The 25,051-nt window shown below is 61.3% G+C and carries 24 protein-coding genes; 12 read left to right on the forward strand and 12 right to left on the reverse strand.

Translation table 11 applies throughout. The features are described 5' to 3' along the window. The first annotated feature begins 12 nt into the window (after window positions 1-12). The 3 genes from cheB (at window position 13) to L4X63_RS08885 (ending at window position 2,128) form a co-directional block, all read left to right on the forward strand. A complete protein-coding gene (gene cheB / locus L4X63_RS08875; RefSeq protein WP_250678252.1) occupies window positions 13-1,044 on the forward strand; it encodes a chemotaxis-specific protein-glutamate methyltransferase CheB in 1,032 nt (343 codons plus the stop codon). A 64-nt stretch (window positions 1,045-1,108) separates the two neighbouring features. After that, window positions 1,109-1,483 (forward strand): response regulator, encoded by a 375-nt coding sequence (locus L4X63_RS08880; protein ID WP_250678253.1) that lies wholly within the window; start codon window positions 1,109-1,111, stop codon window positions 1,481-1,483. Between the two features lie 345 nt (window positions 1,484-1,828). Continuing rightward, window positions 1,829-2,128 (forward strand): hypothetical protein, encoded by a 300-nt coding sequence (locus L4X63_RS08885; protein WP_250678254.1) that lies wholly within the window; start codon window positions 1,829-1,831, stop codon window positions 2,126-2,128. On the opposite strand, the gene L4X63_RS23865 is transcribed toward L4X63_RS08885, so the two are convergent. From L4X63_RS23865 to L4X63_RS08900, 3 genes are read right to left on the reverse strand one after another with little or no spacing between them, the layout of a single operon-like run. Beyond that, the gene (locus tag L4X63_RS23865; protein ID WP_250678255.1) at window positions 2,060-3,703 is read right to left on the reverse strand and encodes a sensor histidine kinase; all 1,644 of its coding nucleotides are present in this window, start codon (window positions 3,701-3,703) and stop codon (window positions 2,060-2,062) included. The genes L4X63_RS08885 and L4X63_RS23865 overlap by 69 nt on opposite strands. After that, complete coding sequence (locus L4X63_RS08895) at window positions 3,703-4,551, reverse strand: ABC transporter substrate-binding protein (protein WP_250678256.1); 849 nt, start codon at window positions 4,549-4,551, stop codon at window positions 3,703-3,705. The genes L4X63_RS23865 and L4X63_RS08895 overlap by 1 nt, the downstream gene beginning before the upstream one ends. Further along, window positions 4,539-6,326, reverse strand: coding sequence for a TonB-dependent receptor plug domain-containing protein (locus L4X63_RS08900; RefSeq protein WP_502799899.1), 1,788 nt, complete (start codon window positions 6,324-6,326; stop codon window positions 4,539-4,541). Before L4X63_RS08900 ends, L4X63_RS08895 begins: the two co-directional genes overlap by 13 nt. Window positions 6,327-6,730: 404 nt before the next feature. On the opposite strand from L4X63_RS08900, the gene gptM reads away from it, so the two are divergent. After that, complete coding sequence (gene gptM / locus L4X63_RS08905; RefSeq protein ID WP_250678258.1) at window positions 6,731-8,062, forward strand: geopeptide radical SAM maturase; 1,332 nt, start codon at window positions 6,731-6,733, stop codon at window positions 8,060-8,062. A 13-nt stretch (window positions 8,063-8,075) separates the two neighbouring features. Here gptM and L4X63_RS08910 read toward each other — a convergent pair whose 3' ends face one another. Further along, window positions 8,076-9,479 carry a sigma-54-dependent transcriptional regulator gene (locus L4X63_RS08910; RefSeq protein WP_250678259.1) on the reverse strand — a complete coding sequence of 468 codons (1,404 nt, stop codon included), beginning with the start codon at window positions 9,477-9,479 and terminating at the stop codon, window positions 8,076-8,078. Window positions 9,480-9,663: 184 nt separating this feature from the next. Between L4X63_RS08910 and L4X63_RS08915 the strand changes: the two genes are divergently transcribed. The 3 genes from L4X63_RS08915 (at window position 9,664) to L4X63_RS08925 (ending at window position 13,497) form a co-directional block, all read left to right on the forward strand. Further along, window positions 9,664-10,215, forward strand: a complete 552-nt coding sequence (locus tag L4X63_RS08915) for an HD domain-containing protein (RefSeq protein ID WP_250678260.1) — start codon at window positions 9,664-9,666, stop codon at window positions 10,213-10,215. Between the two features lie 221 nt (window positions 10,216-10,436). Next, complete coding sequence (locus tag L4X63_RS08920; protein ID WP_250678261.1) at window positions 10,437-12,347, forward strand: SpoIIE family protein phosphatase; 1,911 nt, start codon at window positions 10,437-10,439, stop codon at window positions 12,345-12,347. 58 nt (window positions 12,348-12,405) lie between these two features. Beyond that, complete coding sequence (locus L4X63_RS08925) at window positions 12,406-13,497, forward strand: AAA family ATPase (protein ID WP_250678262.1); 1,092 nt, start codon at window positions 12,406-12,408, stop codon at window positions 13,495-13,497. Window positions 13,498-13,500: 3 nt separating this feature from the next. On the opposite strand, the gene L4X63_RS08930 is transcribed toward L4X63_RS08925, so the two are convergent. From L4X63_RS08930 to rimI, 6 genes are all read right to left on the reverse strand, one after another. Beyond that, window positions 13,501-13,893, reverse strand: a complete 393-nt coding sequence (locus L4X63_RS08930; RefSeq protein WP_250678263.1) for a TraR/DksA family transcriptional regulator — start codon at window positions 13,891-13,893, stop codon at window positions 13,501-13,503. A 66-nt stretch (window positions 13,894-13,959) separates the two neighbouring features. After that, window positions 13,960-14,118 carry a hypothetical protein gene (locus L4X63_RS08935; RefSeq protein WP_250678264.1) on the reverse strand — a complete coding sequence of 53 codons (159 nt, stop codon included), beginning with the start codon at window positions 14,116-14,118 and terminating at the stop codon, window positions 13,960-13,962. A 284-nt stretch (window positions 14,119-14,402) separates the two neighbouring features. Continuing rightward, on the reverse strand, window positions 14,403-15,437 hold the full coding sequence (locus tag L4X63_RS08940; protein ID WP_250678265.1) for a KamA family radical SAM protein: 1,035 nt from the start codon (window positions 15,435-15,437) through the stop codon (window positions 14,403-14,405). Beyond that, complete coding sequence (locus L4X63_RS08945) at window positions 15,437-16,354, reverse strand: dihydroorotate dehydrogenase (protein WP_250678266.1); 918 nt, start codon at window positions 16,352-16,354, stop codon at window positions 15,437-15,439. The genes L4X63_RS08940 and L4X63_RS08945 overlap by 1 nt, the downstream gene beginning before the upstream one ends. Window positions 16,355-16,356: 2 nt before the next feature. Then, complete coding sequence (locus L4X63_RS08950; RefSeq protein ID WP_250678267.1) at window positions 16,357-17,166, reverse strand: dihydroorotate dehydrogenase electron transfer subunit; 810 nt, start codon at window positions 17,164-17,166, stop codon at window positions 16,357-16,359. A gap of 1 nt (window position 17,167) precedes the next feature. Next, entirely contained in the window at window positions 17,168-17,641 is a 474-nt protein-coding gene (gene rimI, locus L4X63_RS08955) for a ribosomal protein S18-alanine N-acetyltransferase (RefSeq protein ID WP_250678268.1), read from the reverse strand. 106 nt (window positions 17,642-17,747) lie between these two features. On the opposite strand from rimI, the gene purM reads away from it, so the two are divergent. The 3 genes from purM to L4X63_RS08970 are packed head-to-tail and all read left to right on the forward strand — an operon-like array spanning window position 17,748 to window position 20,273. Continuing rightward, window positions 17,748-18,794, forward strand: a complete 1,047-nt coding sequence (gene purM / locus L4X63_RS08960) for a phosphoribosylformylglycinamidine cyclo-ligase (RefSeq protein WP_284694550.1) — start codon at window positions 17,748-17,750, stop codon at window positions 18,792-18,794. Window positions 18,795-18,816: 22 nt separating this feature from the next. After that, window positions 18,817-19,431 carry a phosphoribosylglycinamide formyltransferase gene (gene purN, locus L4X63_RS08965; protein ID WP_250678269.1) on the forward strand — a complete coding sequence of 205 codons (615 nt, stop codon included), beginning with the start codon at window positions 18,817-18,819 and terminating at the stop codon, window positions 19,429-19,431. Beyond that, window positions 19,428-20,273, forward strand: a complete 846-nt coding sequence (locus L4X63_RS08970; RefSeq protein ID WP_250678270.1) for a ChaN family lipoprotein — start codon at window positions 19,428-19,430, stop codon at window positions 20,271-20,273. The genes purN and L4X63_RS08970 overlap by 4 nt, the downstream gene beginning before the upstream one ends. On the opposite strand, the gene L4X63_RS08975 is transcribed toward L4X63_RS08970, so the two are convergent. Next, window positions 20,246-20,560: an EscU/YscU/HrcU family type III secretion system export apparatus switch protein gene (locus L4X63_RS08975; RefSeq protein ID WP_250678271.1), complete on the reverse strand. Its 315-nt coding sequence runs from the start codon at window positions 20,558-20,560 to the stop codon at window positions 20,246-20,248. The genes L4X63_RS08970 and L4X63_RS08975 overlap by 28 nt on opposite strands. Next, on the reverse strand, window positions 20,541-21,500 hold the full coding sequence (fliK, locus tag L4X63_RS08980; RefSeq protein WP_250678272.1) for a flagellar hook-length control protein FliK: 960 nt from the start codon (window positions 21,498-21,500) through the stop codon (window positions 20,541-20,543). Before fliK ends, L4X63_RS08975 begins: the two co-directional genes overlap by 20 nt. A 121-nt stretch (window positions 21,501-21,621) precedes the next feature. On the opposite strand from fliK, the gene L4X63_RS08985 reads away from it, so the two are divergent. Further along, window positions 21,622-23,943, forward strand: coding sequence for a PAS domain-containing hybrid sensor histidine kinase/response regulator (locus tag L4X63_RS08985; protein ID WP_250678273.1), 2,322 nt, complete (start codon window positions 21,622-21,624; stop codon window positions 23,941-23,943). After that, window positions 23,940-24,986, forward strand: coding sequence for an HD domain-containing phosphohydrolase (locus L4X63_RS08990; protein ID WP_250678274.1), 1,047 nt, complete (start codon window positions 23,940-23,942; stop codon window positions 24,984-24,986). The genes L4X63_RS08985 and L4X63_RS08990 overlap by 4 nt, the downstream gene beginning before the upstream one ends. Window positions 24,987-25,051 lie beyond the last annotated feature (65 nt).

Here is a 25,051-nt window from a genome sequence, read left to right on the forward strand (position 1 = left end):
GGGCGGGATTTGATGATTCGAGTACTAATTGCAGACGACTCCCTCCTGGTCCGCCAGGTGCTCACCGATATCCTGGAAGAATGCGGGGAGATCACGGTGATCGGCTACGCCGCCAACGGCAAGGAGGCTGCCGAGCGCACCGTCGGCCTCAAGCCCGATCTCGTCATCATGGACCTCGTGATGCCGGGGGTGGACGGCATGGAGGGGATCGAGAAGATCATGGCTAACACCCCCACCCCGGTGCTGGTCCTCTCTGCGGCGCTGGAGGGATGCGAGGGGGATCAGCCAGGCAACGCCATCCGCCGCGGGGCTCTCGACGTGATGCTCAAGCCTGACCTCGGGGCGCCGGGAGCACTCAAAGTTTTCTCCCAGCGGCTCATCGAAAAGGTGAAGGTGCTGGGGGGAATCAAGGTCACCAGGCACCCGCGCCGCAAGCCTTCCCCGCCGCGCCAGGAGGAGACCCGGCAGCAGCCCTCGGCTCCCCCGAAGATCCTGGCCATCGGGGCCTCCACCGGCGGTCCGCGGGCGGTGATGAGCCTTTTAAGGGAGCTCCCGGCCAACTTCCCGGCCTCGGTCTTCGTGGTCCAGCACATAGCCCACGGCTTCGCGGCGGGGTTCGCCACATGGCTCGACCGCGAATGCGCCCTGCCGGTCAGGGTCGCCGAAGACGGGGACCTCTTCCTCCCGGGGGTGGCGCTGGTGGCCCCCGACGGCTGCCACATGACGGTTAGCGACGGAAAGATCAAGCTTGTGCAAGGGGATCCGGTGAACTGCTGCCGTCCTTCCATCGACGTTTTCTTCAATTCGCTGGCCGAGCGGAAATGCAACCAGGTAGTGAGCCTGCTTTTGAGCGGGATGGGGAAAGACGGAGCCCAAGGGCTTCTCAGGATCAGGGAACAGGGCGGGACCACCCTAGTCCAGGACGAAGGGAGCTGCGCAGTGTTCGGGATGCCGAAGGCCGCCATCGGTCTGAGGGCCGCCGACCAGGTGCTCCCCCTGGACCGGATGCCGTCGGCCATCTCGCGCCTCTTCGCCCTCGCCTAGCCGAAGCCGGCCGCCACCGGTCCACAACCTTGCGGCAGCTGAAATCATAAAGGAGACAACAGACTTGAACCAAACGATACTCATCATCGATGACAGCGACCTGGTGCTTGCCATGGCCAGGGACGCTCTCGAAGACGCCGGCTACCGGGTGGAAACCGCCACCAATGGCATCGAGGCCAACCGCTTCATTTTTTCCCGTCAGAAACCGGACCTGATCATTATGGACATCATGATGCCCATGCTGGACGGCAACAAGAAGGCCAAGATCCTCAAGGACAACGAACTGAGCCGGGACATTCCCATCCTGCTCCTCTCCTCCAAAAGCGACGAGGAGATGCGCGAACTAGTCCGGGAAGCAGGCGCCGACGGTTACATCCTGAAACCCTTTTCTCCGGCGCAGGTCGTCGCCAAGGTCCGCTCCTGCCTTGCCTCCCGCTAGCAAAGAGCGCCTTCATCGACCCAAGGTCCCGATGAGGGCGCTTCCCTTCCCTTCCCTTCCCTTCCCCTCTTTGCTTCAAATCCTCTTCTTTACCCGCGTCTCCTCGCCTCATTGAAGCTGTAAAAAAACGAACAGTGAATTTTTTTACAACACAGCGCAGGTCATCGTTTTTTCAACATTTTAGGCGCAACCGCCGCCCCAGGTTGTAAAAAAATTCACACCGCGCGCCTCCCTTTACCTCCCCGGCACTCCTCTGATAACGGGGGTTTGCAGGCCGGGGCATGTTGGCACGGTTATTGGAACCGGTAAGGAGTTATGTGGTTACATCGGAAATGGAGGGTGTCCATGGACTACCAGTACAGCATCATCAACCAGTGCCTCCAGCTTCTCAAGCAGAGCGACATGCCGACCATCAAGAAGCTTCGGGTTGAGATACAGCTGATCCAGATGAAGAGGCTTCTTCTCAACGAAGCGATCCCTAAGGAAGCCGAAAGCGGGCTCTGCAGCGAGGACAAGTTCGAGGGATTGCTTTCTCAGATGAGGAGAATCTGCGGCGGGAACTACGAAGGTGAGGCCTTAACGAGCCTCATGGATCGCATCGGCGACATGCTGATGGTCCTTGGCGGCGACCACCTCACCCAGTGAGGCATCCGCCGCCTTGGCGGGGAGGAGAACCCTGGCCAGGGTCCCCTGGCCAGGTTCGGAGACCAGCAGCAACCGCCCCCCATGCTCGGCCACGATGAACTGGGAGATATAGAGCCCAAGGCCGCTCCCCCCCCTGTCCAATTTGGTTGAAAAGAACGGTTCAAAAAGTCTCTCCATGGTCTCGGCACCGATGCCTATGCCGCTGTCTTGAACCTCCACTACCACCTCGTTGGATTTCTGGTCGAAACGAGTCACCACGCCAACCTCGCCGCAGGCGTTGGGAAGCGCCTGCATGGCATTCATGATGAGGTTGATGAGCACCTGCTCGATCTGCTGCTGGCTGCCGACGATGACGGGAAGGTCGGTACCGAGCGAGGTCTTGAGCTGGATGTTCTGCTTCATCTGGCAGGCGAGCACCGAAAGAGCGGCGGTCACCGCGTCGTTGACGTTGAGATTGGGGCGCAGCCGCGAACCGTCACCCACGCCGTACTCGCGAAGCCCCTGCACGACCCGGGCAATCCGCTCGGAGTTTTCGACGATCTTGGCGGCATTCTCGGATAGCGCGGTGCGGGCGGTCTTAAACGGGACCCCCCCCAGGTAGAAGTCCCCCTCTTCCTCCCGCACCCGGTCAAGAAGCGGCACCACGTCGGCCCAGATTTTAGAGATCATGTGACCTGAAAAGCGGATGGAGGCGTTGGGATTGTTGATCTCGTGGGCCATGGAGGAAAGCAAAAGCCCCAGCGAGGTCATTTTATTGGTCTGGATCAGGCGGGCCATGACCCGCTTCTTCTCCTCCTGCACTTCGAGCTTCATCGCCTTCAAAAGCTCCTCCTGGAGGGATAGATTCTCCAGTTCCCTGAGCTCAAGGGAGGCGGCCATGGCGTTGATGGCGTTGGCCGAACGGGCCAGTTCGTCATCGCCGGGGAGATCGACGCGAGTGGAGAGGTGTCCCGATCCGATTTCCTCGATGCCGGCCAAAAGGAGCTTGAAAGAGCCGGTTGCCCTTTTGAGGATCTGGTAGCAAAGCAAGGAGACCATGATCCAGAAAAGGGTTCCGATGGCGAGCGAGGCGATCAGCAGGTTGTTCAGCTGGTCCCGGACTCCGGAGGTATCGAGCCGGAGGTGGACCTGGCCGATGACCCGGTTCTCGCCGCTGGGGGGACGGCCAAGGAGCGCAGCCTCCGGGGAGAGCATCTGGCCGGGAGAGGTAATCGGCACTTCCATGTCGATGGTCTCCCCTACTTTCTCCTTCCGGCTCCTCGCCTCGGTCAACAGCTGCCCCTCGGCGCTCTTGATAGATACCTCGATGACCGAGGAGTGGCGGACGGTGTCGGCGGCCATCAGCGAGAGGGCGTCCCGGTTCTCGGCGAACAGCGGAAGGCGGGCATTTTGGGCCAAGATGGTGGCCATCAGCTTCCCTTCCCGTTCCAGCGTGGTCCGATACCCATGGCTTTCGGTGATGACGTACACCAGGGCAAAGGCAGCGGTCAAAAGCGCGATGGTCGCCGAAAAGATAAGGTAAAGCCTGAAGCTGAAGCTCTTGAGGTAGGAGGAGATACGGGAGGATTTTTTCACTAGCCCCCCGTGCCGCTGATCTTCAGCCTGCGTAAGACGCCGTCATTGGTTCTGGTCAGCGCCTTGCGGGGAGACTGGGGCGGAAGTTCATCAATGGGGGTACCGGCGAGGAGACTCTCGGCCATCTCCCCCACCTGCTTGCCGATATCGTAGCGGTCGATGCCGAGGGAAACGGCGCCCCCCATGGAAAGGTAGACCTCAGCGAAGGTGACCACAGGGACGCCTTGAGACTGGGAAAACAGGAAGTACGCCTCGGTAGAAGCAGGGGATACCGCCGTGACGTCAGGAATCATCCAGAGCGCCTCTACCTTCCCCCTGAGGGATTCCAGCACGGCCGGGGTCTCCTTGGGGACTCGGACCTCGCGGGTGATGAGTTCAATGCCGGCCCGCCGCGCCGCGAACTGGGCCCTCCGCAGGTAGGCACCCGAGCGGTTGGGATCGTAGATTACCCCCACTTTCTGAACGCCCATCGAGTTGAAGACCGACAGGTAGCGGGAGGGATCGAGCAACATGGCCACCCCGGTCACCCCCTGACGGATCCTGGGATTGAGGGCCATCATGTACAGGACCGGGACGTTGCGGGCCTTTTCAGCCACCGCCAGCGCACGCTCCCCCACGGCAATGATGACGCGGGGGTGTTCCTCGCGGATGATCCGGGTAATGTCGGTCTCGACGTAGTCGGAGAGGACGAGGGTACGCATGGTGGCGTTCGAGCCGCGGCGCGCGCCGCGAACGGCTTCATCGTACCCCTTCTCATGCAGGGATTGCAGGACGAGGATGTCGTAGGCCAGGGCCGGAAGAGGCAGCAGCAACAAGACGGCTATCAGGGCGGCTCTCAGAACTGGCATCTGATCCCCACCTCACCCCACCGTCTGGGATTCTTATAAAAGTAGTGGTTGTACTGGTCGCCGTTGAAGAGGTTCCGCAGCGACCCAAAGAACTCAACCGCCACTTGATCGGTATAGATAACCTTTTTCGCCAAGTGGAGATCCCAGATCATGTCCTTCTCTGGTTGGGCGGAGGGATCGGTGATCCAATCGATGTAGTGGCCTGTCACTTGCGCCCGGAAGTTCCGGGAATCCTCGTATTTGACGCCGACATTAAGGGTGTGGCGGGCTATTCCGGTAACCGCGGCGCCGGTGCCGTCAACCTCGGCATCGACATAGGTGTAACCGACCGAGAGTGAGGTGGACAAAACCGGAAGGGTTCGCGCCTCCAACTCGACCCCCCGCTTGAGCTGCCGCTGCATTGAGTGGCTGTTGTCGGGATTGTCGACAGTGATGTCCCAGGTTTCGTTACGGAACAGAGTCCCCTTAAGCCAAAGGTAGCCGATGTCGGCGGATTCGATGCCAACTTGAGAGGTCCAGACCTTCTCGAGGGAGTTGGCGCGATTGAGAGAGGTTATACTGTACCCCTTGGCTGTGTAGCCCCGGAGCACGGTGTTATCGGTCAGCGCGTAGGTGAGGCCGAAACTAGGGCTGAAGAGGTCGCCGCTGATGGAACTGTGGTCGTACCGGATGCTGGGGGTGATGGCAAAACGGTTGATGGTGAAGGTGTCGTTGAGGTAAACGCCGACGCGGTCGTCGCTGCTCACCAGGTAGTCCGCCCGGGTCTGCGGTTGGCTCAGATGAGCCTTGAGGTGGTCATAGTCGACCCCCGCCACAACCCGCTGAAGATTGTCCAAGTAGGTGAGCTTGACCACGCTGCCGTTGCTGACCTCCTCGTCCCTGACATCCCTCAGTAGGCCTCCGCTAGAGATAGCGAAGTAGAGCAGGTCGGAATTCATCCTCCGCGTACGGTAGGTGGCATCAAGGCTGATCCGGTCGGTCAGGGGATACTGGGCGGTGAAGGTAGCGATCAGCTGATCCAGGTCGGTGTTCCGGTTGAGGTCCATCTGTGGAACCTGCAATTCGGCACGGGAGACGTCGCTATAGGCGGATGTCAGGGTAAGGGATCCCTGCCCCGGCAGATCATAGTGCAACTTGCCATAGAAGTGATTTAGATCCACCCTGTTGTTCGGAGACAGGCCGTCGGAGCGAAGCTTGCCGCCGGTCAGGTAGTAACCGAATCCCCCCGACGTGCCGGAGAATTCGCCACGGCCGTCGACGGTTGAGGCCTTGCCGGCGGAAGCGGAGACGAGCCCCCCAATCTCCCGGTCGGGCTGGGGAGACTTGGTGATAACGTTGATGACCCCGCCCAAGGCGTTGCCCCATGAGGAGGAAGCCGCCCCCTTGACGATTTCCACCCGTTCGATCATCTGGACAGGAATAGCGATGTCTGGGAAGTTGTCGGCAAGGTTGTTAATGGGGACGTTGTCGATTAGGACCAGAATGTGATTGTAGTTGGAACCCTGCAGGTCCACCATGGTCGTCGAGCCGGCGGTACGGAGGTATTCGACCTGAACCCCGGCTACCAGATTGAGCACATCTACCAATGTGTGAGCGTTGAGTGCTTCGATGTCCTTGGCGGTGACCACCGTGATGTTTTCTGCAGTTTGGGAGGCGGGACGGGGCGAGCGGCCGACGGAGACTGTTTCACTCTGCGTTCCGTTGTACAGTTCTAGGGAGCGGAGTTCGTCCTCCTCCCCCCGGGCGGGGGAAGCTAACAACAGCAGACAAAGCAAGGGCAGGAAGTGTCGCCACCTCCACCCTACCGCTCTCCGCAGTTTATGCCCTCCGCCGTTGGTCAAAACACGCCCTCTAAAAAAAGTATAATAAATTATTTCAAAAAAACATTGCCTTACTAATAAGCATGTGCTAATCTAACATAGGTTGGATCGCAAGTCCAGCATTGATTGCAAAAAAAAGTGAGGGAGGTGATACCCATGGGCCAGTTAGAAGAAACCCTCGTCGTCATCGAGGCCGGAGAGGATCCGGAACTCCAGGAAGTCTCCTGCTGCTTGTGCTCTTTTACTTTCATCTAGAGATTTACAACATGGATGCCCCGTCTTGCGGGGCATCCTCCTCTCCCATCCCTTTTAACGAAATCAGCCCTCACAACTGACGACAACGACAAGGCTTGCGCAACATGCATCTATCCCGCTACCTGAAAATCTATCCATCCAATGAAAAACCAGGCTATTTTCTCCTTTTTTCCACCTTACGGAGTTCCACGGCGCTTGTTTCCGGTGCCACGTTGAGCACCGCCCTCACCGGCTCCAAGATGGGCATCGAGGGGGAAACCCTGAGGAAGCTGGGCATGCTGGTGGAACATCCTAGCATCGAGAGGGAACAGGTCCGTACCCTCATCGAACGCGCCAACGCCCAAAATCGGAAGTACCGGGCGGTCGTGGTGCTCAACCTCGCCTGCAACCTCGACTGCAGCTACTGTTATGAGGGAGGCTTCCGCAACGAGCAATACATGTCGCGGGATACCGCCCAACTCCTGGTGGAGACCCTAAAACGCGACCAGATTGCCCTGGGATTGGATGTCAACCTCGTCTTCTACGGCGGCGAGGCGCTTCTCTCCGAGGACCTGATCCGCTTCATCTCGGCGCCCCTCCAGGAGGCAGCTGAAGCGCAAGGGGTGACGTATAACTTCGACTTGGTCACCAACGGCACCTTGCTCAACCGAGCAACGGTGGAAAGACTCCTCCCCTTCGGGCTGAAGGGTGCGAAGTTCACTCTTGACGGACCAAGGGAGATCCATGACCGGCAACGGCCATTCGCCTCGGGTGCGGGGAGTTTCGACTGCATCGTGGATAATCTGCGTGAGGTCTATGATCATATCCAGGTGATGCTGGGAGGGAACTGCCGCGAGGAGAACTACCGGGAATTTCCTCGCCTGCTTGATTACCTGCTGGAGATCGGCATCCGTCCAGAGAAGCTTCTTAGGGTGCTATTCACTCCGGTCACGCCCAAGGCAGGTTGCACGGAGCACGGATCTGAGTGCGCCTCCTCGAGCGAACCTTGGCTCATCGAAGCCCTCCCCTTCCTGCGCGAAGAGACCCTGGCACGTGGATTCGCCGCGCCTAAGCTCAAGGTTTCCGCCTGTATGCTGGAATTCGACCACAACGTGGTGGTCAACTACGATGGCGCCCTCTACAAGTGTCCTGCCTTCATGGGGTACGACGGATTCAGCGTGGGAACTCTGGCCGAAGGACTCTCTGATTTCAAGGAATCTCACGGGATCGGCAACTGGCAAAACGAGGAGTGCCTCGACTGCCCGTATCTGCCGATCTGCTTCGGAGGATGCCGCTTCCTCAACCTCCTCAAAGACAGACCGGCCTCGGCCCTTGATTGCCGGCGGGAGTTTTACGACGGAGCTCTGGAAAGAATGATTCTCATGAGCATCCCGCACCCTCCCTGCAAGCAAGCTCCCCCCCCGATGATCACTCACGCTGTCGATTACTGCATCTGACCACCGCTAGCGGTCACTGCCTCTCCTGCTTGAGTCTCTTGTTCAAAGTGGGACGGGTGAGTCCGAGCAGTTCTGCTGCCATGGTCTGGTTGCCGTTGGTGAGCTTCATCGCCTCGGCGATCAGATACTCCTCCGCCTGAAGCACGGTGGGAAACTTCCCGAAGATAGCCAAGAAGGGATTGTCAGCATCCAGAGGGGGCTGAGGTGCTCTCGAGGCGGCGGGCTTCAGGCCAAAGTCGGCGGGCGTGAGGATGCCGGTTTCGCTGCAGGTGACCGCGTGGTGCACCATGTTGTAGAGTTCGCGCACGTTGCCCGGGTACTTGTACTGCTCCAAGGTCGCCATCAGGCCGGCAGCCAGCGCGGGCTTAGGTTTGCCGAGTTCTTCGGCTGCCATGTGGGCGAAGTAATCAACCAGCGGCCCCACGTCCTCAATCCTCTCCCTGAGCGGCGGCACGTGGAATTCGTGGGCGCAGAGCCTGAAGTAGAGGTCGTTTCGAAATTTCCCCTCCCCCCTAAGAGCGGTGAAGTCGACGTTGGAGGCGGCAATCACCCGTGCATCGCTCTTCAAAAGGAGATCGGAGCCGATCCGGTAGTATTCCTTTTCCTGCAAAAGCCGCAACAACTTCACCTGGGAGGCCATGTTAAGGTCGCCGATTTCGTCGAGGAAGAGAGTGCCGCCCGCGGCGGCGGCGATGAGCCCTTCACGTTGACTATCGGCCCCGGTAAAGGCCCCCTTCTTATGACCAAAGAGGGTGTCGGAGAACATCATGTCGTCGAGGCCGGCGGCGTTGAGGCAGATGAAATCCCCTTTGACCCCGGACACCTTATGGATGGCGCGGGCCAAAAGCTCCTTGCCGACCCCTGTCTCGCCGGTGATTAGCACCGGGAGGCGCGAGGAGGCAATCGCCTCGATGTACTGGAAGATCCCCCGCATCTTCTTCGCGTTGGTCACGATGCCGTCGAAAGCCTCCGGGTGGCGCAGCTTGTCCGCCAGCAGGTAATCCTTCAGGATCTTGTTCTGGTTCCCGAGGTCGCTCACCTGGAGCGCCTTCTTCACGGTGGCCACCAGCCGGTTGGGATCGACCGGCTTGGTCAAGAAGTCAAAGGCACCCTGCTTCATACAGCCGACGGCAGTCTCCACGTCGCCCATGGCGGTCATCACGATCACCGGCACCTCCGGGTAATCGGCGGCGAGGGTAGCCAACACCTCGGAACCGCTCATCCGGGGCATCATCCAGTCCAGGATGACGGCACTTACCTGATGCTCCCGCATGAACGGCACGACGGAGGTGCTATCAGAGATGGTGGTGACGTTCTGGATATCGCTGGAAGCGAGCAGCAGCGAAACTTCGGTGAGAATGGTCGGTTCGTCATCGACCACCAGCATATGCTTTTGGTTAACCGATTGCTCTGTCATCTGGTACCGTCCGGTAGACTGATTTAGAAGTTTCAAATAATAACGTCAATAGATGCTATCTTCAACCTATTTCAATCCGCCCCGGCATTTTTTCTCCCCACGGGACTGCTGCCCCCGCAGGGAACCTGTTGCAACCCGCCGCGAATCGTCCTAATCTGATGGCGACAGCAAAAGGAGAACCCTCATGGCCCCCACCCCATGGCAATTGTTGGAGAAGTACTTCGACGGCCAGCCGGAAGCCCTTGACATAGTCTACCGCCACAGCCGCAAGGTCGCCGATAAGGCGCTTGCCATCGCCAGGAGCAGCGGCCTCAGCCTCGACCTTCCCTTCATCGAAGAGGCCGCCCTTCTTCATGACATCGGCGTGTGCCGGGTCGACGCACCCAAGCTCAAATGCTTCGGCGCCGCACCCTACATCTGCCACGGCGTCATCGGGCGGGAGATCCTCGAGGCGGAGGGATTCCCTCGCCATGCTATGGTGTGCGAGCGCCACATCGGTGTGGGGCTCACGGCCAGCGACGTCGAGATCCAAAAGCTTCCCCTCCCCTTCCGCGAGATGTCCCCCGAATGCGCCTGCGAGCGCGTAGTGGCCATGGCCGATCTCTTCTTCTCCAAAAGACCAGGCGAACTGGAAAGGGAGAAAAGTCTCAAACAGGTGCGTAACGAACTGGCGGTGTTCGGCAGCCAGAAGGTCACCATCTTCGAGAGCTGGCTCGAGCAGTTCGGAGTCCGCTGACGCCACCCGAGCCGGGCCCGGCCGTGGCAGCCGGCCGCCAACTGCCACGGGAACGTTAACAAGATGAGGAAAGAGTCAGGCTGAGGCGTATCTTTCCCTTCCCCCCGCAGCGGTGGCAACGGCAAACTGTGCTATACTTCTTCCGTTTCTCCCGTAGTATCCCCCTCCACAGACCGTCATCCGGGGCCAACGCCCCCCAACCCCTTTGGCGAAGGTGCGCGATGGGAAACCCGCTACGCGTCCTGATCGTGGAAGACTCCGAGGATGACGCCCTGCTCCTCGTCTTCGAACTGCGCCGTGGCGACTATTCACCGATCTTCACCCGGGTCGATAGCGTCGAAACCCTGGCCAAGTCACTGAAGGAGGAGCGCTGGGACCTGGTGATCTCCGATTACGTCCTTCCCGGCTTCAGCGGACTGGAGGCGCTCCGGATGGTCCGCCGCAGCGGCCTCGACCTCCCCTTCATTATCGTCTCCGGCAAGATCGGCGAGGACACCGCGGTCAACGCCATGAAGGAGGGGGCCAACGATTACCTCATCAAGGGGAACATTTCCCGGCTGGTACCCGCCATCGAGCGGGAGATGCAGGAGGCCGAGGTCCGCAAAAAAAGGCGGGATGCCGAGGCCGCGCTGATACGGAGCGAGCGGCGCTACAAACGGCTGGTCGCCGCCGTCACCGACTACATTTACACGGTGACCCTGCGCGATGGGCAGGTGGTCAACACATCCCACGGCCCCGGCTGCCTCACGGTCACCGGCTACAGTTCGGAGGAGTACCAGGAGAATCCCTTCCTCTGGTACCAGATGATCCTGGAGGAAGACCGCCCCGCAGTCACCCGTCTCACCGAGGAGATCAGGGCGGGGCACGACATCCCCTCGCTGGAGCACCGCATCAGACACAAGGACGGCTCGGTCCGCTGGGTCATCAACACCATCGTCCCCCGTTACAACGAACAGGGGGAACTGATCGCCTACGACGGCCTGATCTCCGACATCACCGATCGCAAGAGGGCAGAGGAGTCGCTCAGACTGCAGAGTGCCGCGCTGCAGGCGGCCGCCAACGCCATCGTGATCACCGACAGCGAGGGGGTGGTGATCTGGGTGAACGAGGCGTTCACCAGGATGACCGGCTATCAACCCGATGAGGCGCAGCAGCGGGACCTGAGTTTTCTCAGAAGCGATCTGAATCCGCCCCATTTCTTCCAGGAAATGAAGCGCGCCATCAACGCCGGGGAAGTCTGGCAGGGGGAGATGGTGAACAGGAGAAAGGACGGGACCCTGTATCCCGAGGAGCAGACCATCACCCCGGTGACCGATGAAAGGGGAGTGATCCGCTACTTCGTCTGCATCAAACAGGACATCACCGAGCGCAAGAACGCGGAGCGGGCGCTGCTGGAAAATGCCAGCATGCTCAAGGAGATGGAGATCGCCAAGCAGATCCAGCTCTCCCTGCTCCCCCCCGCCCCTCCCCCCCTCACCGGAATAGACTGTGCCGGGCGCTGCGTCCCGGCCGGCCATATCGGCGGCGACTACTACGACATCTTTCTCCACAACGGCCACCTCGACCTGGTGATCGCCGACGTCTCTGGCCACAGCGTCGGCGCCGCCCTCATTATGGTGGAGGCCAGAAGCGTGCTGCGGGCCCAATTGAAGTCCCTCAGCCGCCCCCGCGAAATCGTCTCCGCTTTGAACGACCTCCTGCACGAAGACCTCAGCCGCTCGGAACTCTTCATCACCCTGACCTACCTAAGCCTCGAAATCGGGACCCGCCGCCTCGCCTTCGCCAACGCGGGGCACCCCCCCACCCTCCTCTACCGTCCCGCCTCCGGCAGTTTCATGGAGCTGGACGGGGAGGGGCTGATTCTCGGGATAAAGAAAGGGGTAAACTTCGAGGAGCCCTCCATCCAGGTGGAACGGGGGGACCTTCTGGTGCTCTACACGGACGGCGTGGTGGAGGCGGAACGGGATGGGGGAGAGCAGTTTGGCAGCGAACGGCTCAGAAAGGTTCTCACCGAGCACCATCAGGAACCTGCCGCCACCATCATCGCTACCGTGATCGACACCGTCCGCGGCTTCACCGGCAACGGTGGGGCCCAAGACGACGTCTCGCTTCTGCTGTTGAAGTTCATGTGACTTGACGCCACCGGTACGGTCGTGTAAACATACGCCATCTCGAGCGAGGGGTTTACCGATGGCGAAGAAGATCTTTGTGGCGGCAACCGGGCAAAACTGCGGTAAGACCACCATCAGCATTTCCCTGATGCACCAGGCAAGGAAGAAATACCAGAGGGTCGGCTTCATGAAGCCGTTCGGCCCCAAAGTCCTTCTCTACGACGATTTCATGGTGGACATGGACGCCCTTCTGATGGCCAAGGCGTTCGGGCTCGAGGAGGACATCGCCCTCATGTCCCCGGTGGCACTGCACAAGGATTTCACCAAGGACTACCTCGCGGGTAAGCTGGACGACATCTCACTTTCAGACTGCGTGGTGCAAGCGGTGAGGGAACTGGAGGAGAAGTACGACTTCCTGGTCATCGAGGGGGCGGGACACGGCGGTGTAGGGGCGGTGGTGGGGCTCAACAACGCGAGGATAGCCCAACTGATCGGCGCTCCGGTCATGATCGTCACCGAGAGCGGAATCGGGAAAGTCATCGACGCCGTCCACCTTAACCTCGCCCTGTACCAGCGCGAGGGGGCAGACGTCAGGGGTATCATCGTCAACAAGCTGATTCCCGCCAAAAAGGAACTGACCCGCAACTATCTGAAGCGGGCCTTCCAGCCGTCGGGCCTCGCGGTCATCGACGGCTTCAACTTCTCACCGCTACTGGCCAATCCGACACTGGGTCACATCTCGAAGCTCTTCAACCTGCCGCTGCACGGAGATCCCAACGAGAAAAGCCGCATTATCTACAACATCCAGCTGGGCGCTGCCTCCTCGCAACGGGTGATCGATGGCCTTTTGGACTCCACCCTGATGATCGTGACGAGCTCCCGCGACGAATTAATCGTCACCCTCTCTTCGCTGTATCACATACCAGCCTACAAGGAGAAGATCGCCGGACTGGTGATTGCTGGGCACGGCCCGGTTTCAAGCATCAGTCAGCAGATCCTGAGCGACAGCCACATCCCCTACATCAGGGTGGAGGAGACCACCGCCGACGTCTTCACTGCGCTTTCCGACGACGTCGCCAAGATCACCTTCGAGGACCAGGAGAAGCTCGATTGGATCATGGCCAACACCGAGCAGCACCTGGATTTCGCCGCCATCGACGCGCTGCTGTAGCTGCTACAGGGTGGTTCCCGGCCCTTTCTGGGGAGCTTCCTGCGCACGCTGGCATCCTACACAAAACGGGGTGAAAGGAACCGCCCTCAACCGCTCGACGCTGATCGGCTCTCCGCACGATTCGCACCTTCCGTAGGTCCCCGCCTCCAGCCTCTTCTGAGCCTCCTCCAGCTGGGTCAGCTGGTTCTTCCTGATGTCGGCCACCGCGAGCCCCGCGTCGGAGAGGAGGTCGAGAATGCTCTGCTCCCCGATGTCCTGGGGAATTTCGTACTGGGCATGGATCTCCTCGCCCGCCCGGTCGAAGATCTCCTCCCGAAGCGAAGTCCACAACCGCCTCTTCTGTTCGGCCAACAGGTTCCGTAGTTCGAGTTCGTCTCCCTCAAGCCTCCCCGCCATCTGCCACCTCCCCGACCATGCGGCGGCGATAGCGCCACAGGGCCGCTACCACATGATCCCGTGCGCTCAGAGTGATTCCTCGGCATCGCAGACCGGGCACTGGTACTGGCCGCTTTCGTGGTCCAACTCCAGTACCGCACCACACACTCCGCACACCGGGGGCTTCACATTATTGACCACCGTCCGATCCTTCCTGATCTGTTCTTCTATGGAGAGCCTTCTCATTTCGTCTCCTCCCCTACTCAAGACAGACGACCGCACCACGGGCTACCCCAAGCGGAGCCGCCCGCCGACACACACAGAAATTGGAATCGAGCAGAGAACTGTTTTTGAATACCATCATGATACCACCTCCTGCGGGATTCAACAGCACCTTAGCTCTTCCCGCTCAGGTCCAATCAGTAGAGGGAAAAATAAGAAGGTCGGGGGAGCCGGCGAAACGTAGGAAGTGAGTGCGGAGGTAAAAAGTGGAGTGATGATGACGGGGGCAACAGCGGCGGGCGTGTTATTTATGCGAGATCCTGGTAGACGATCTCTTCGCCGAGGTAGTTTCTCACGTGCAGGAGCGAGCCGTCGCGGAGAACCTGGCCAGCCGGGACTTCGACCTTCCCCTTCCCTCCCGGGAGATCGATGACGTAATGGGGGACGGCAAGGCCGGAGGTGTGGCCGCGCAACGCCTCCATGACCTCGATGCCGCGGGAGACCGGGGTTCTGAAATGGGCGGTCCCCTTCACGAGATCCATCTGGTGGAGGTAGTAAGGCCGCACCCGGATGGCGAGCAACCCTCGCATCAGCTCACGCATGACCTGCGGGTCGTCGTTGACCCCCTTGAGGAGCACGGTCTGGTTGCCGAGCTGGATGCCGGCGTCGGCCAGGCGGGCGCAGGCTGCCGCCGCCTCGGGGGTGATCTCCGCCGGGTGGTTGAAGTGGGTGTTGAGAAACAGCGGATGGTGCCCTTTGAGCATGCGGCAAAGCCGCGGCGTGATCCGCTGGGGAAAGGTGGCGGGGACCCGGGTCCCGACCCGGATGATCTCTACGTGCGGGATCTTCCTCAGCCGGCAAAGGATGGCGTCGATGCGATCGTCGGAATTGAGGAGAGGGTCGCCGCCGGAAAGGACCACGTCGCGGATCTGCGGCCGGGACTCGATGTAGGACGCGGCTTCCTCGATGGGAGCCGACTTCATTCCAGAACAGCCGACCCCGCGTTTTCTCATGCAGAACCGGCAGTAGACGGCACAGGCGGCGGAGGCTATCCAGATGACACGGTCGGGGTATCGGTGGATCAGCCCCGGGACCGGGGAGAGGCGCTCCTCGTCCAGGGGGTCGGGGGACTGGGAGAAATCGGAGAGCTCCTCGGGATCGGGGACGCACTGGCGCCAGATGGGATCCCCGACCTCGCGGATCAGCCCCAGGTAGTGCGGCGTGATCCGCATCGGGTAGCGGCCGGCCACCTCGGCAAGCGGCAGGTGGTCGATGCGAAAAAGCCCGGAAAGCTCCTCCGGGCTGGTAACGCATTGCTTAAGCTCTCTCTCCCAGCTTTCCATCAGACCTCGAGCGCCCCGATCATAGAGGCAATGGAGGGGATCCCCTTCTCGGCCAGGTACGCCTCCATCCCCCGGGCGATCTGCTGGGCGGCGCCGGGGTCGAGGAAGCTCGCGGTGCCGACCTGGATGGCGGTGGCGCCGGCCAGGATGAACTCCAGGGCATCGCGCGCATTCATGATACCGCCGATCCCGATGAGCGGCAATTTCACCGCCTTTGCCACCTGCCAGACCATCCGCAGCGCCACCGGCTTGATGGCCGGGCCGGAAAGGCCGCCGGTCACGTTGGCCAGCACCGGGCGACGCTTGTCGAGGTCGATGGCCATGCCGGTCAGGGTGTTGATGAGGGAGAGGGCGTCGGCGCCGGCGTCGGCGCAGGCCTTCGCCATCAGCACCACGTCGGTAACGTTGGGAGAAAGCTTCACGATCATCGGCTTGCTGGTGTTGTTCCTCACCAGCCGGACCACCTCCTGGGCCGCCTGCGGGTCGGTCCCGAAGACGATCCCCCCCTGCATGACGTTGGGACAGGAGATGTTGACCTCGATCCCGGCCACCCCCGGCTGGCCGTCCAGGCGGGCGGCGACCTCGCCGTACTCCTCGAGAGTGTTGCCGTACAGGTTCACGATCACCGGAGTATCGACGTCCTTGAGGTAGGGGAGCTTCTGGTTGATGAAGGCGTCAACCCCCACGTTCTGCAGGCCGATGGCGTTGAGCATCCCGCCCGGGGTCTCGACGATCCTCGGGGTGGGGTTGCCGGCCTTGGGCTTCAAAGAAAGCCCCTTGCTGACCATGGCCCCGATGCTCTCCAGGTCCAGGTAGCCGACGAACTCCGCGCCGTAGCCGAAGGTGCCGGAGGCGGTCATGACGGGGTTGCGCATCTTGATCCCCGCGATTTCCACGGACATGTCGGGTCTAGTCATCATTAACTCCATTGCAGCTCGAAACTGTCGAAGACCGGGCCGTCCTTGCAGACGCAGCGGTAGTCTGGGGTCTCGTCGGTGTGGTTGGCTCCCTTGAGGACGCAGCCGAGGCAGGCCCCCACCCCGCAGGCCATGCCGGCCTCCATGGAGACCTGGCAGGGGACACCGTGGGATTGGGCCATGAGGGCCACCGCCTTCAGCATGGGCGTCGGCCCGCAGGCGAAGATCCGCATGCCGCTTCCCAGGTGCTGCTCCAGCACTTGGGTAACCAGGCCGCGCTCGCCGAGGGTGCCGTCGTCGGTGGAGACGTAGGTTTCCACCCCCAGCCGCTCGAACTCGGTTATGCAGAGGATGTCGTCCCGGTTCCTTCCGCCGGCGAAAAGCCTGACCTTCTCACCCTTCATGACCAGGTCCTTGGCGAGGTAGTACAGCGGCGCGAGGCCGATGCCGCCACCGACCAGGACCTTTTCCTCCCCGGCGGGCCCCGCCGCGAACCCCTTGCCGAGCGGGGTGAGGAGATCGACCAGGTCGCCGTGGTGCAGGGCGGAGAGCATCTTGGTCCCTTTCCCCACCACCTTGTAGAGGATCTCGGTGTAGCACTGGGTGCCGCAACCGGCGTACTCGGGTGCGAAGGTTCCGACGTCGAAGAGGCCGAAGGGACGCCTGAGCAGGGGATCGATGGCATCGACCACCTTAAGCATCAGGAACTGCCCGGGGGATGATTCGAGAAGCTCCTGCGGGGCGGTCATTCTCATTCGGAAGTACCCGGGAGAGACTTCCACGTTCGATAGCACCATTGACTTGAACTGCATCTTACTCCTCTGACTGCGCGCTGAAGGTGTATTCCATCAGTATGGCATCGTCGCCATTGTGGTAATATTTCTTACGCCTGCCAACTTCAGTGAATCCCTGCGACAGATAGAGTGCGATAGCCCCGCCGTTGCCGGCCGCCACCTCGAGGCAGACCACCCGGGCCCCATGGCCGCGGCTTTGCGACAGGGCGAACTCCACCAACCGCCGGCCGATCCCCTGCCCGCGCAGGGCCGGGTTCACCGCCACGTCCAGGATCTCCGCCTCGTCCACTATCTGTTTAAGGCAAAGGTAACCGGCTACCGTCCCCTCCCCGGTCACGGCCACCACCGGAGTGCTCAAGGAAGAACCGATCTCGTCGAGAAAATGCCGGTGGGTCCAGGGGCGGGAGAAGGAGGAAGACTCGATTTCCAGCACCTGGTCGAGATCGTTCTCAACCAGCCGGCGGAGCTCTATTTTCTCATGAAAGCTGGGCACGACAGGGCATGATAAGCAAAGGCCAAGGCGAAGTAAACAACTTTTTCACTTTGACTTTTAGAGGGATATGCGCTAGATTTACCCACTTACAGGACGGAGGCATACCTTGGAAAATACTAAAATTACTTACAAAGACGCAGGGGTCGACATCGACGCCGGCAACACCTTTGTGCAGATGATCAAACCCCTGGTAAAGGCTACCTCGCGCCCGGAGGTCCTCGCGGACATCGGCGGATTCGGGGGGCTTTTCTCATTAAACATGGGAAAATATAAGCACCCGGTACTGGTATCCGGCACCGACGGTGTAGGCACCAAGCTGAAGCTCGCCTTTCTGGCTGACAAGCACGACACCATCGGGATCGACCTGGTGGCCATGTGCGTGAACGACATCATCGTGCAGGGCGCCGAGCCACTTTTCTTCCTCGACTACCTGGCCACCGCCAAGCTCGACCCGGCCAAAGGTGCCTCCATCGTGAAGGGGATCTCCGAGGGGTGCGTGCAGGCCGGCTGCGCCCTGATCGGCGGGGAGACCGCCGAGATGCCCGGCTTTTACAGCGGCGACGAGTATGACCTGGCCGGCTTCGCGGTCGGCGTGGTGGAGCGCGAGAAGATCATCGACGGCTCCTCCATCACGGTCGGCAACCACCTGATCGGCCTCTCCTCCTCCGGCCTGCACTCCAACGGCTACTCGTTGGCCAGAAAAGTCATCCTCGAGCGGATGGGTCTCGGCATTCACCAGGAGATCCCGGGACTGGGGAGAACGGTGGCCGAGGAGCTGCTGACTCCTACCCGCATCTACGTCCGTTCCGTCATGAACCTGCTGCGCGACTTCAACATCTCCGGCCTGGCCCACATCACCGGCGGCGGCCTGGTGGAAAACGTCCCCCGGGTCCTGCCCCACGGCTGCAAGGCGGTCATCAGGAAAGGGAGCTGGGAGATTCCCGAGATCTTCAAGGTCATCCAGGATGGCGGGAACATCGAGGAATCCGAGATGTTCAGGGCCTTCAACTGCGGCATCGGCATGGTGCTCATCGTCCCCGAGCGCGAGGCCGAAGACGTCATGATCCGCCTCTCCGGTCTCAACGAGACCGCCTACCACATCGGCGAAGTAGTCAAGTGCGACCCCGGCAAGGAGTGCGTGGAGCTCGTCTAGGGCTCCCGCTTTTCGAAAAAACATGGCGAACGACATCAAGATAGGAGTGCTGGTCTCCGGCAACGGGACCAACCTCCAGTCGATCATCGACGCCTGTACCCGCGGCGGCCTCCCTGGCCGGGTTTCCTGCGTGGTCAGCAACAAGGCCGACGCCTACGCACTCGAGCGGGCGCGAAACGCCGACATACCCGCCCTCCATCTCGATCACCGCGCCTATACCGGCCGTGAGGCCTTCGACGAGGCGCTGGTGGCGACCCTCCGGGAGTTCCAGGTCGACCTGGTGGTCCTGGCCGGTTTCATGAGGATCATCACCCCGGTCCTCCTCGACGCCTTCCCGATGGCCATCATGAACATCCACCCCGCTCTCCTTCCGGCTTTCCCCGGACTCCACGCCCAGCGCCAGGCGCTCGAATACGGAGCCAAGGTGGCCGGATGCACCGTCCACTTCGTGGATTCCGGCTGCGATACCGGGCCGATCATCATGCAGGCGGCGGTACCCGTGCTGGAGGGGGACACCGAGGATACCCTCTCGGCCCGCATCCAGAAGGAAGAACACCGCATCTACCCGGAGGCCATCCGGCTCTACGCCGAAGGGCGCCTCACCCTCCAAGGAAGACGGGTGCTGGTGACGCGGTGAATCTCCACCGGCCGCTCCTCAGACTTTTCCTCCTCTTCACCTGCCTGCTTAACCTCTCCGCCTGCTCCATCACCAAGGTCGTCCGCATCAAAGATGGTGCCGTCGTCCCCGTGGCGGCCATGCTGGACGACCTGCGCGACGCCCGCGTCGTCCTCGTCGGCGAGCGCCACAACGCCTCCTCTCACCACCAACTCCAGCTTGAGGTCCTGAAATCGCTCCAGGGGCAAGGAAAGGAGCTGGCGGTCGGGATGGAGATGTTCGAGCAGGCAAGCCAGCCGGCGCTCGATGCCTGGAGCTCCGGGAGGCTCCCGGAGGCGACCATGGAACGTCTCTTCGCCATCGACTGGAGAAATATCCCCTACTCGCAGTACCGCGACATCCTCCGCTTCGCCCGGGATAACCGCATCCCGGTGGTGGCGCTCAACGCACCCCGCCGGATCGTCGAGAAGGTCGCCGGGAGCGGATTCGCCTCCCTCGACAGCCACGAACGTTCCCTGCTCCCCCCCGGCACCGACGCCACGGTGAGCGAGGGATACCAAGCCTTCATGGCCACCGCCTACCCGCCTCACGGCCGCTCAGGCGACTCCTTCCGCTACCTCTGCGAAGCCCAGATGCTGAGAAACCGGATGATGGCCAGGAAAATAGAGGAGTACCTCACCCGACGGCCGAAGGCGGTCATGGTGGTGGTGGCCGGTGGGGGCCATGCGAGGATCAAGGGGGGGATTCCCGAGGAACTCTCGGGACTGAGCTACAAGGTGCTCCTCCCTCCGGTCCCGAGCCTGAACCGGGACACGGTCACCGGGGAGGACGGCGACTATTTGCTGGAGGAGCCGCTTCTGTGAATGGAGCCGGTCTTCTGGGCCATCTGCTGGTCGATGGCGTAGAGCCAGGCGAGGAGCTCGGCTACCGCCTGGTACAGCTCGGGAGGGATCTCCTGGTCGAGATCGACCTGCATGAGGAGGGTGACGAGCTCGGGCGAACTGTGGACGTAGACGCCATGCTCCTTGGCGAGTGAGATCATCGCCTCGGCGGTGATACCGGTACCCTTGGCCACCACCCGCGGAGCGCCGTCTTCCGCCCCGTAGGCCATGGCCACCGCCCGCTTCATGTCAGCTATCCGTTTCGACATCCTTAGCCGCCATCCTGGTGAGACTCACCCCGGCCGCCGCAAGCGACGACCGGAGCCGATCCCCTTCTTCCCTCATTGTCTGTGCCACCCCCGGCTGGTCGCAGACGAGCTCCAGCGAAAGCCCTTCGCGCCCGAGGGCGAGCTTCGCCCGCACTCCACCCAGGTGGGGGAGGAGCAGGGAAAGGTCAGCCTCGACGCTCCCCTCCTCGTTCTCGCTCCCCTGCCTGATGGCGATCTCCATCCCCTGGCCGGGCCAGGCCTCCCCCTTCCAGTTCAGCACGCCCGAGTTGAGAAGGAGCAGTTGCTCCTTGACGATGGGAAGGGTCCCCGGGTCGGCAATTTCCTCCCCTTCCGTGCGGTTCTCCTCACGTCCTCCCCGCCCTTTGAAGATCCTGGAAAGCTTTCCCTGGGGCTCCTTGAGGAGCTCGGAGAGCTGCAGCCCCCCCGCCGCCCACTGGGCCAGGTGCGACTCGTAGAAGAGCCCAACTTGGGTCAGGGCCGCCTTCAGCCGTTCGGCCAGGAGGGCCGGCACCTGGGGCGCCCCCTCCAGCAGCGGTTCCTGTGGTCCCTCCATGGGACCAGCCCCCATCGCCACGTTGGAGAGCCATCTCCCCATTGAGCTCAGCTTGACCGACACACCTCCATCCGGCGAGCGCAGGATCTGGAAGGTGATCCGTGGCTCAGCAGTCACGAAGGTCATGTCCATCGTCTCGCCCGGCTGCACGTTGAGCGGGATCTCCAACTGGTACAACTCCCCGGCGATCCGGGCCAGGTAGAGGCTGTTCGGGAGATTGGCGATGATCTCGGCCTTCACCTGCTGGCCGGGGTTCATCTGCAGCAGGGCCCCGGCACGCTGCTGCAGGTCGGCGGACGGGTTGACCGTCGTGGTCCGGGCCAGTACCGGTAGTACCTGTTTTTGAGCTTCGTCGTTAATGAACATGCCTGCCTGCCCCGTTACGTCCTACTCCTCCCATTTCGGCTAAATATATATTTTCTACAGCCGATAAGCCATAAATGAAGCCAGATGCTCTATTTTTTCACTACAGGAAGGGCGCTTTCCGATGAAAAACCAACTGCGCATCCTGATCGTCGACGACTCTCCGGAAGACGCTGCCCTCATCGTGCATCATCTGAATAAGGAGTTCACCCCCCACTACCGGCGGGTTGATACCGCCCCCGAGATGCAGGAGGCGCTCGATAAGGAAGAGTGGGAACTGGTGATCTCCGACTACCTGATGCCGGAGTTTTCCGGACTGGCCGCGCTGCAACTTTTGCGTGACCGGGGCTCGGACCTGCCATTCATCATGGTCTCGGGCCAGCTCGGGGAGGACGTCGCGGTCGAGGCAATGCGGGCCGGTGCCCAGGACTTCCTGATCAAGGACCGCCTCTCCCGCCTGATCCCCGCCATCAAGAGGGAGTTGAAGGAAGCTCAGGTCCGCCGGGAGAGGTACGAGGCCCAGTCGGCCTTGTCGGCCACGGAGGCGAGATTCAAGAGCCTGGTAGAACAGTCGCTGGTCGGCATCTACATGCTCCAGGAATGCCTCCTCACCTATGTCAATCCGAAGTTCGGCGACATATTCGGCTACCGCCCGGAAGAGTTGATGGGGAAAAAAACGCTCCTCGATCTCGTGGCCGGTGAGGACCAGAACAGGGTGATGGGGCACTTCCTGGGCCAGCTCGGCCAGGAGAGCGGCAGTCTCCACTGTTTCTTCCGCGGGGTGCGCCGGGATGGCCTCCTCGTCGATCTGGAGGTCAACGGGGCGCCGACCGACCAGGATGGCCACCCCGCGGTCATTGGAACGGTGCTCGACATCACCGAGCGCAAGCGGGCGGAGGCTGAGCTGAGCAAGCTTTCCCAGGCGGTCGAGCAGAGCCCGGTTTCCGTGGTGATCACCGACCTCAGGGGGATCATCGAGTACGTGAACCCCAAGGTACTCGAGGTGACCGGGTATACTGAGAAGGAACTGATCGGGGAGCGGACAAGCATCTTCAAGTCCGGGCACATGGAAGACGCCTTCTACCAGGATCTCTGGCAGACCATCAGCTCGGGACGCGAGTGGCACGGCGAGCTGCAAAACCGCAAGAAAAACGGCGAGCTCTTCTGGGAGAGCGGCTCGATTTCGGCAGTGAAAGACGGCGACGGCCGGATCACCCACTTCGTGGCCCTCAAAGAGGACGTGACCGAAAGGCGGCTGGCCGTCGAGCAGTTGAGGCAGGCCCAGAAGATGGAGGCGGTCGGCCAGCTGGCGGGCGGGGTCGCCCACGATTTCAACAATCTCCTGACCGTCATCAACGGCTACAGCACCCTGCTCATCAGGGGGCTCGACACCGGATCGGCTATGCGCAGAGAGGCGGAGCAGATCCTCAAGGCCGGCGAGCGGGCCGCGGAGCTGACCCGCCAGCTGCTTACCTTTAGCCGCCGCCAGATCCTGGAGCCGAAGGTACTCAACCTGAACCAGCAGATCCGCTCCTTCGAAAAGGTACTGACCCGCCTGATCGGAGAGGACTTCCCGCTCACCTCACTCTTGGCCGACGACCTGGGCTTCATAAAGATGGACCCGGGACACTTCGAGCAGGTGCTGGTCAACCTGGTGGTCAACGCCCGCGACGCCTCGGAGCCCGGAGGGAGCATCACCATCGAGTCCGCCAACTGCCACCTGGACGACGACTTCGTGCAGCTTCACCCCGGCGCCACCCAGGGGGACTACGTCCGGATCTCGGTGACCGACCAGGGGACCGGGATGAGCGACGAGGTCAAGCGGCGGATCTTCGAGCCGTTTTTCACCACCAAGGAGATGGGAAGGGGAACCGGCCTCGGGCTCGCCACCGTCTACGGTATCGTCAAGCAGTGCGGCGGCTATATCGAGGTCGACAGCCACCCCGGTTGCGGGACCCGCTTCAACGTCTACCTCCCCCGCGTCTACCAGCAGGCTGAGGCCCCCAGGCGGCCGGTGACAGCCGACGGCCACGAGGGAAGCCACACCATCCTGGTGGTGGAGGACGAGCCGGGGGTGCTCAACTTCGTGGTCCACACCCTCAAAAAACACGGCTACCGGGTGCTGGAGAGCGTCGATCCCGAGCTGGGGGTGAACATCTTCGAGGAACACCAGGAAGAGATCGACCTCCTTTTGACCGACGTGGTGATGCCGTTCATGAGCGGTCCGATGCTTGCCGACATCCTGGTCGGGAAAAATCCGCAGCTTAAGGTAATCTTCATGTCAGGGCATACCGACAACCGCGTCAACTTCGATAAGATCCAGCAGCAGGGGATGCAGTTTCTCTCCAAGCCGTTCACCAGCGATACCTTGGCACGCAAGATCAAAGAAACCCTCGACGAAGCCGAGGGAGGTGCCACGGGAGCATCCTCGGGAGGTAGCAATTGAAAGGGAACATCCTGATAGCAGATGACGAGGAGATGATCCGTGATCTGATCAACATAACCCTCAGCAAGGAAGGGTTCACCTGCCACCAGGCATCCAGCGCCGAAGAGGGCCTGGAGGTGGTGAACCGCCTTCCGGTGGACATGGCACTCTTGGACATCATGATGCCGGGGCGCTCGGGAATCGACCTGCTGAAGGACATCAAGAAGATGACCCCGGACATTCCGGTGCTGATGATCACCGCCATGAACGACATGGACACCGCCCTCTCCTGCATCCACCTCGGAGCCGAGGATTACATCACCAAACCGTTCAACCTCGAACGGGTGCTCCTCACGGTGAAAAACACCATGGAGAAGCGCCGTCTTGTCATGGAGAACCGAGAGTACCAGGCCAACCTGGAACTGAAGGTAAAAGAGCAGACCGAGACCATCCGGACCGTGATGGGAGAGATCAACCAGGCCTACGAACACACCCTGGCGGCACTGATCAGGGCCCTGGACGCCCGGGAGAAGGAGGTCGGCTCCCACTCAGAGCGGGTGATGAATTACGCGACCCTGCTGGCCCGCACCGCCGGCATCGACGAGGTGGCCTGCGGCATCCTGGCCAAGGGGGCGCTCCTGCACGACATCGGCAAAATCGGCATCTCGGACAACATCCTACTCAAGCCGGCCAAACTCGACGAGGCCGAGTGGGTCATCATGCGCCAGCACCCGGCGGTCGGTTTCGAGATCCTCTCCGAAATCAGGTTCTTCGAGGGGGCGGCCGAGCTCGTCCTCTCCCACCACGAGTGCTTCGACGGCACCGGTTACCCGCACCGTCTCAAGGGTGACGCCATACCGATCAGCGCCCGCATTTTCGCCTTGGTCGACACCCTCGACGCCATGACATCCGATCGTCCTTACCGCAAGGCACTGAGCTACCAGCAGGTGCGCGACGAGGTGATCAGGTGCAGCGGCAAGCAGTTCGACCCCGCCCTGGTGGAGGTCTTCCTGAGCATCCCGAAAGCTGAATGGGAAAAGGCTGCCGGCAAGGAGTTGCTGTAGCCGCTCCATCCCCTGCTGTCTTAACGGAGTGACATTATGTGATTTTTTCCATGTGTTTCCATTCC

The sequence above is a fragment of the Geomonas sp. Red32 genome (assembly GCF_023652955.1).
Lineage (GTDB): Bacteria > Desulfobacterota > Desulfuromonadia > Geobacterales > Geobacteraceae > Geomonas.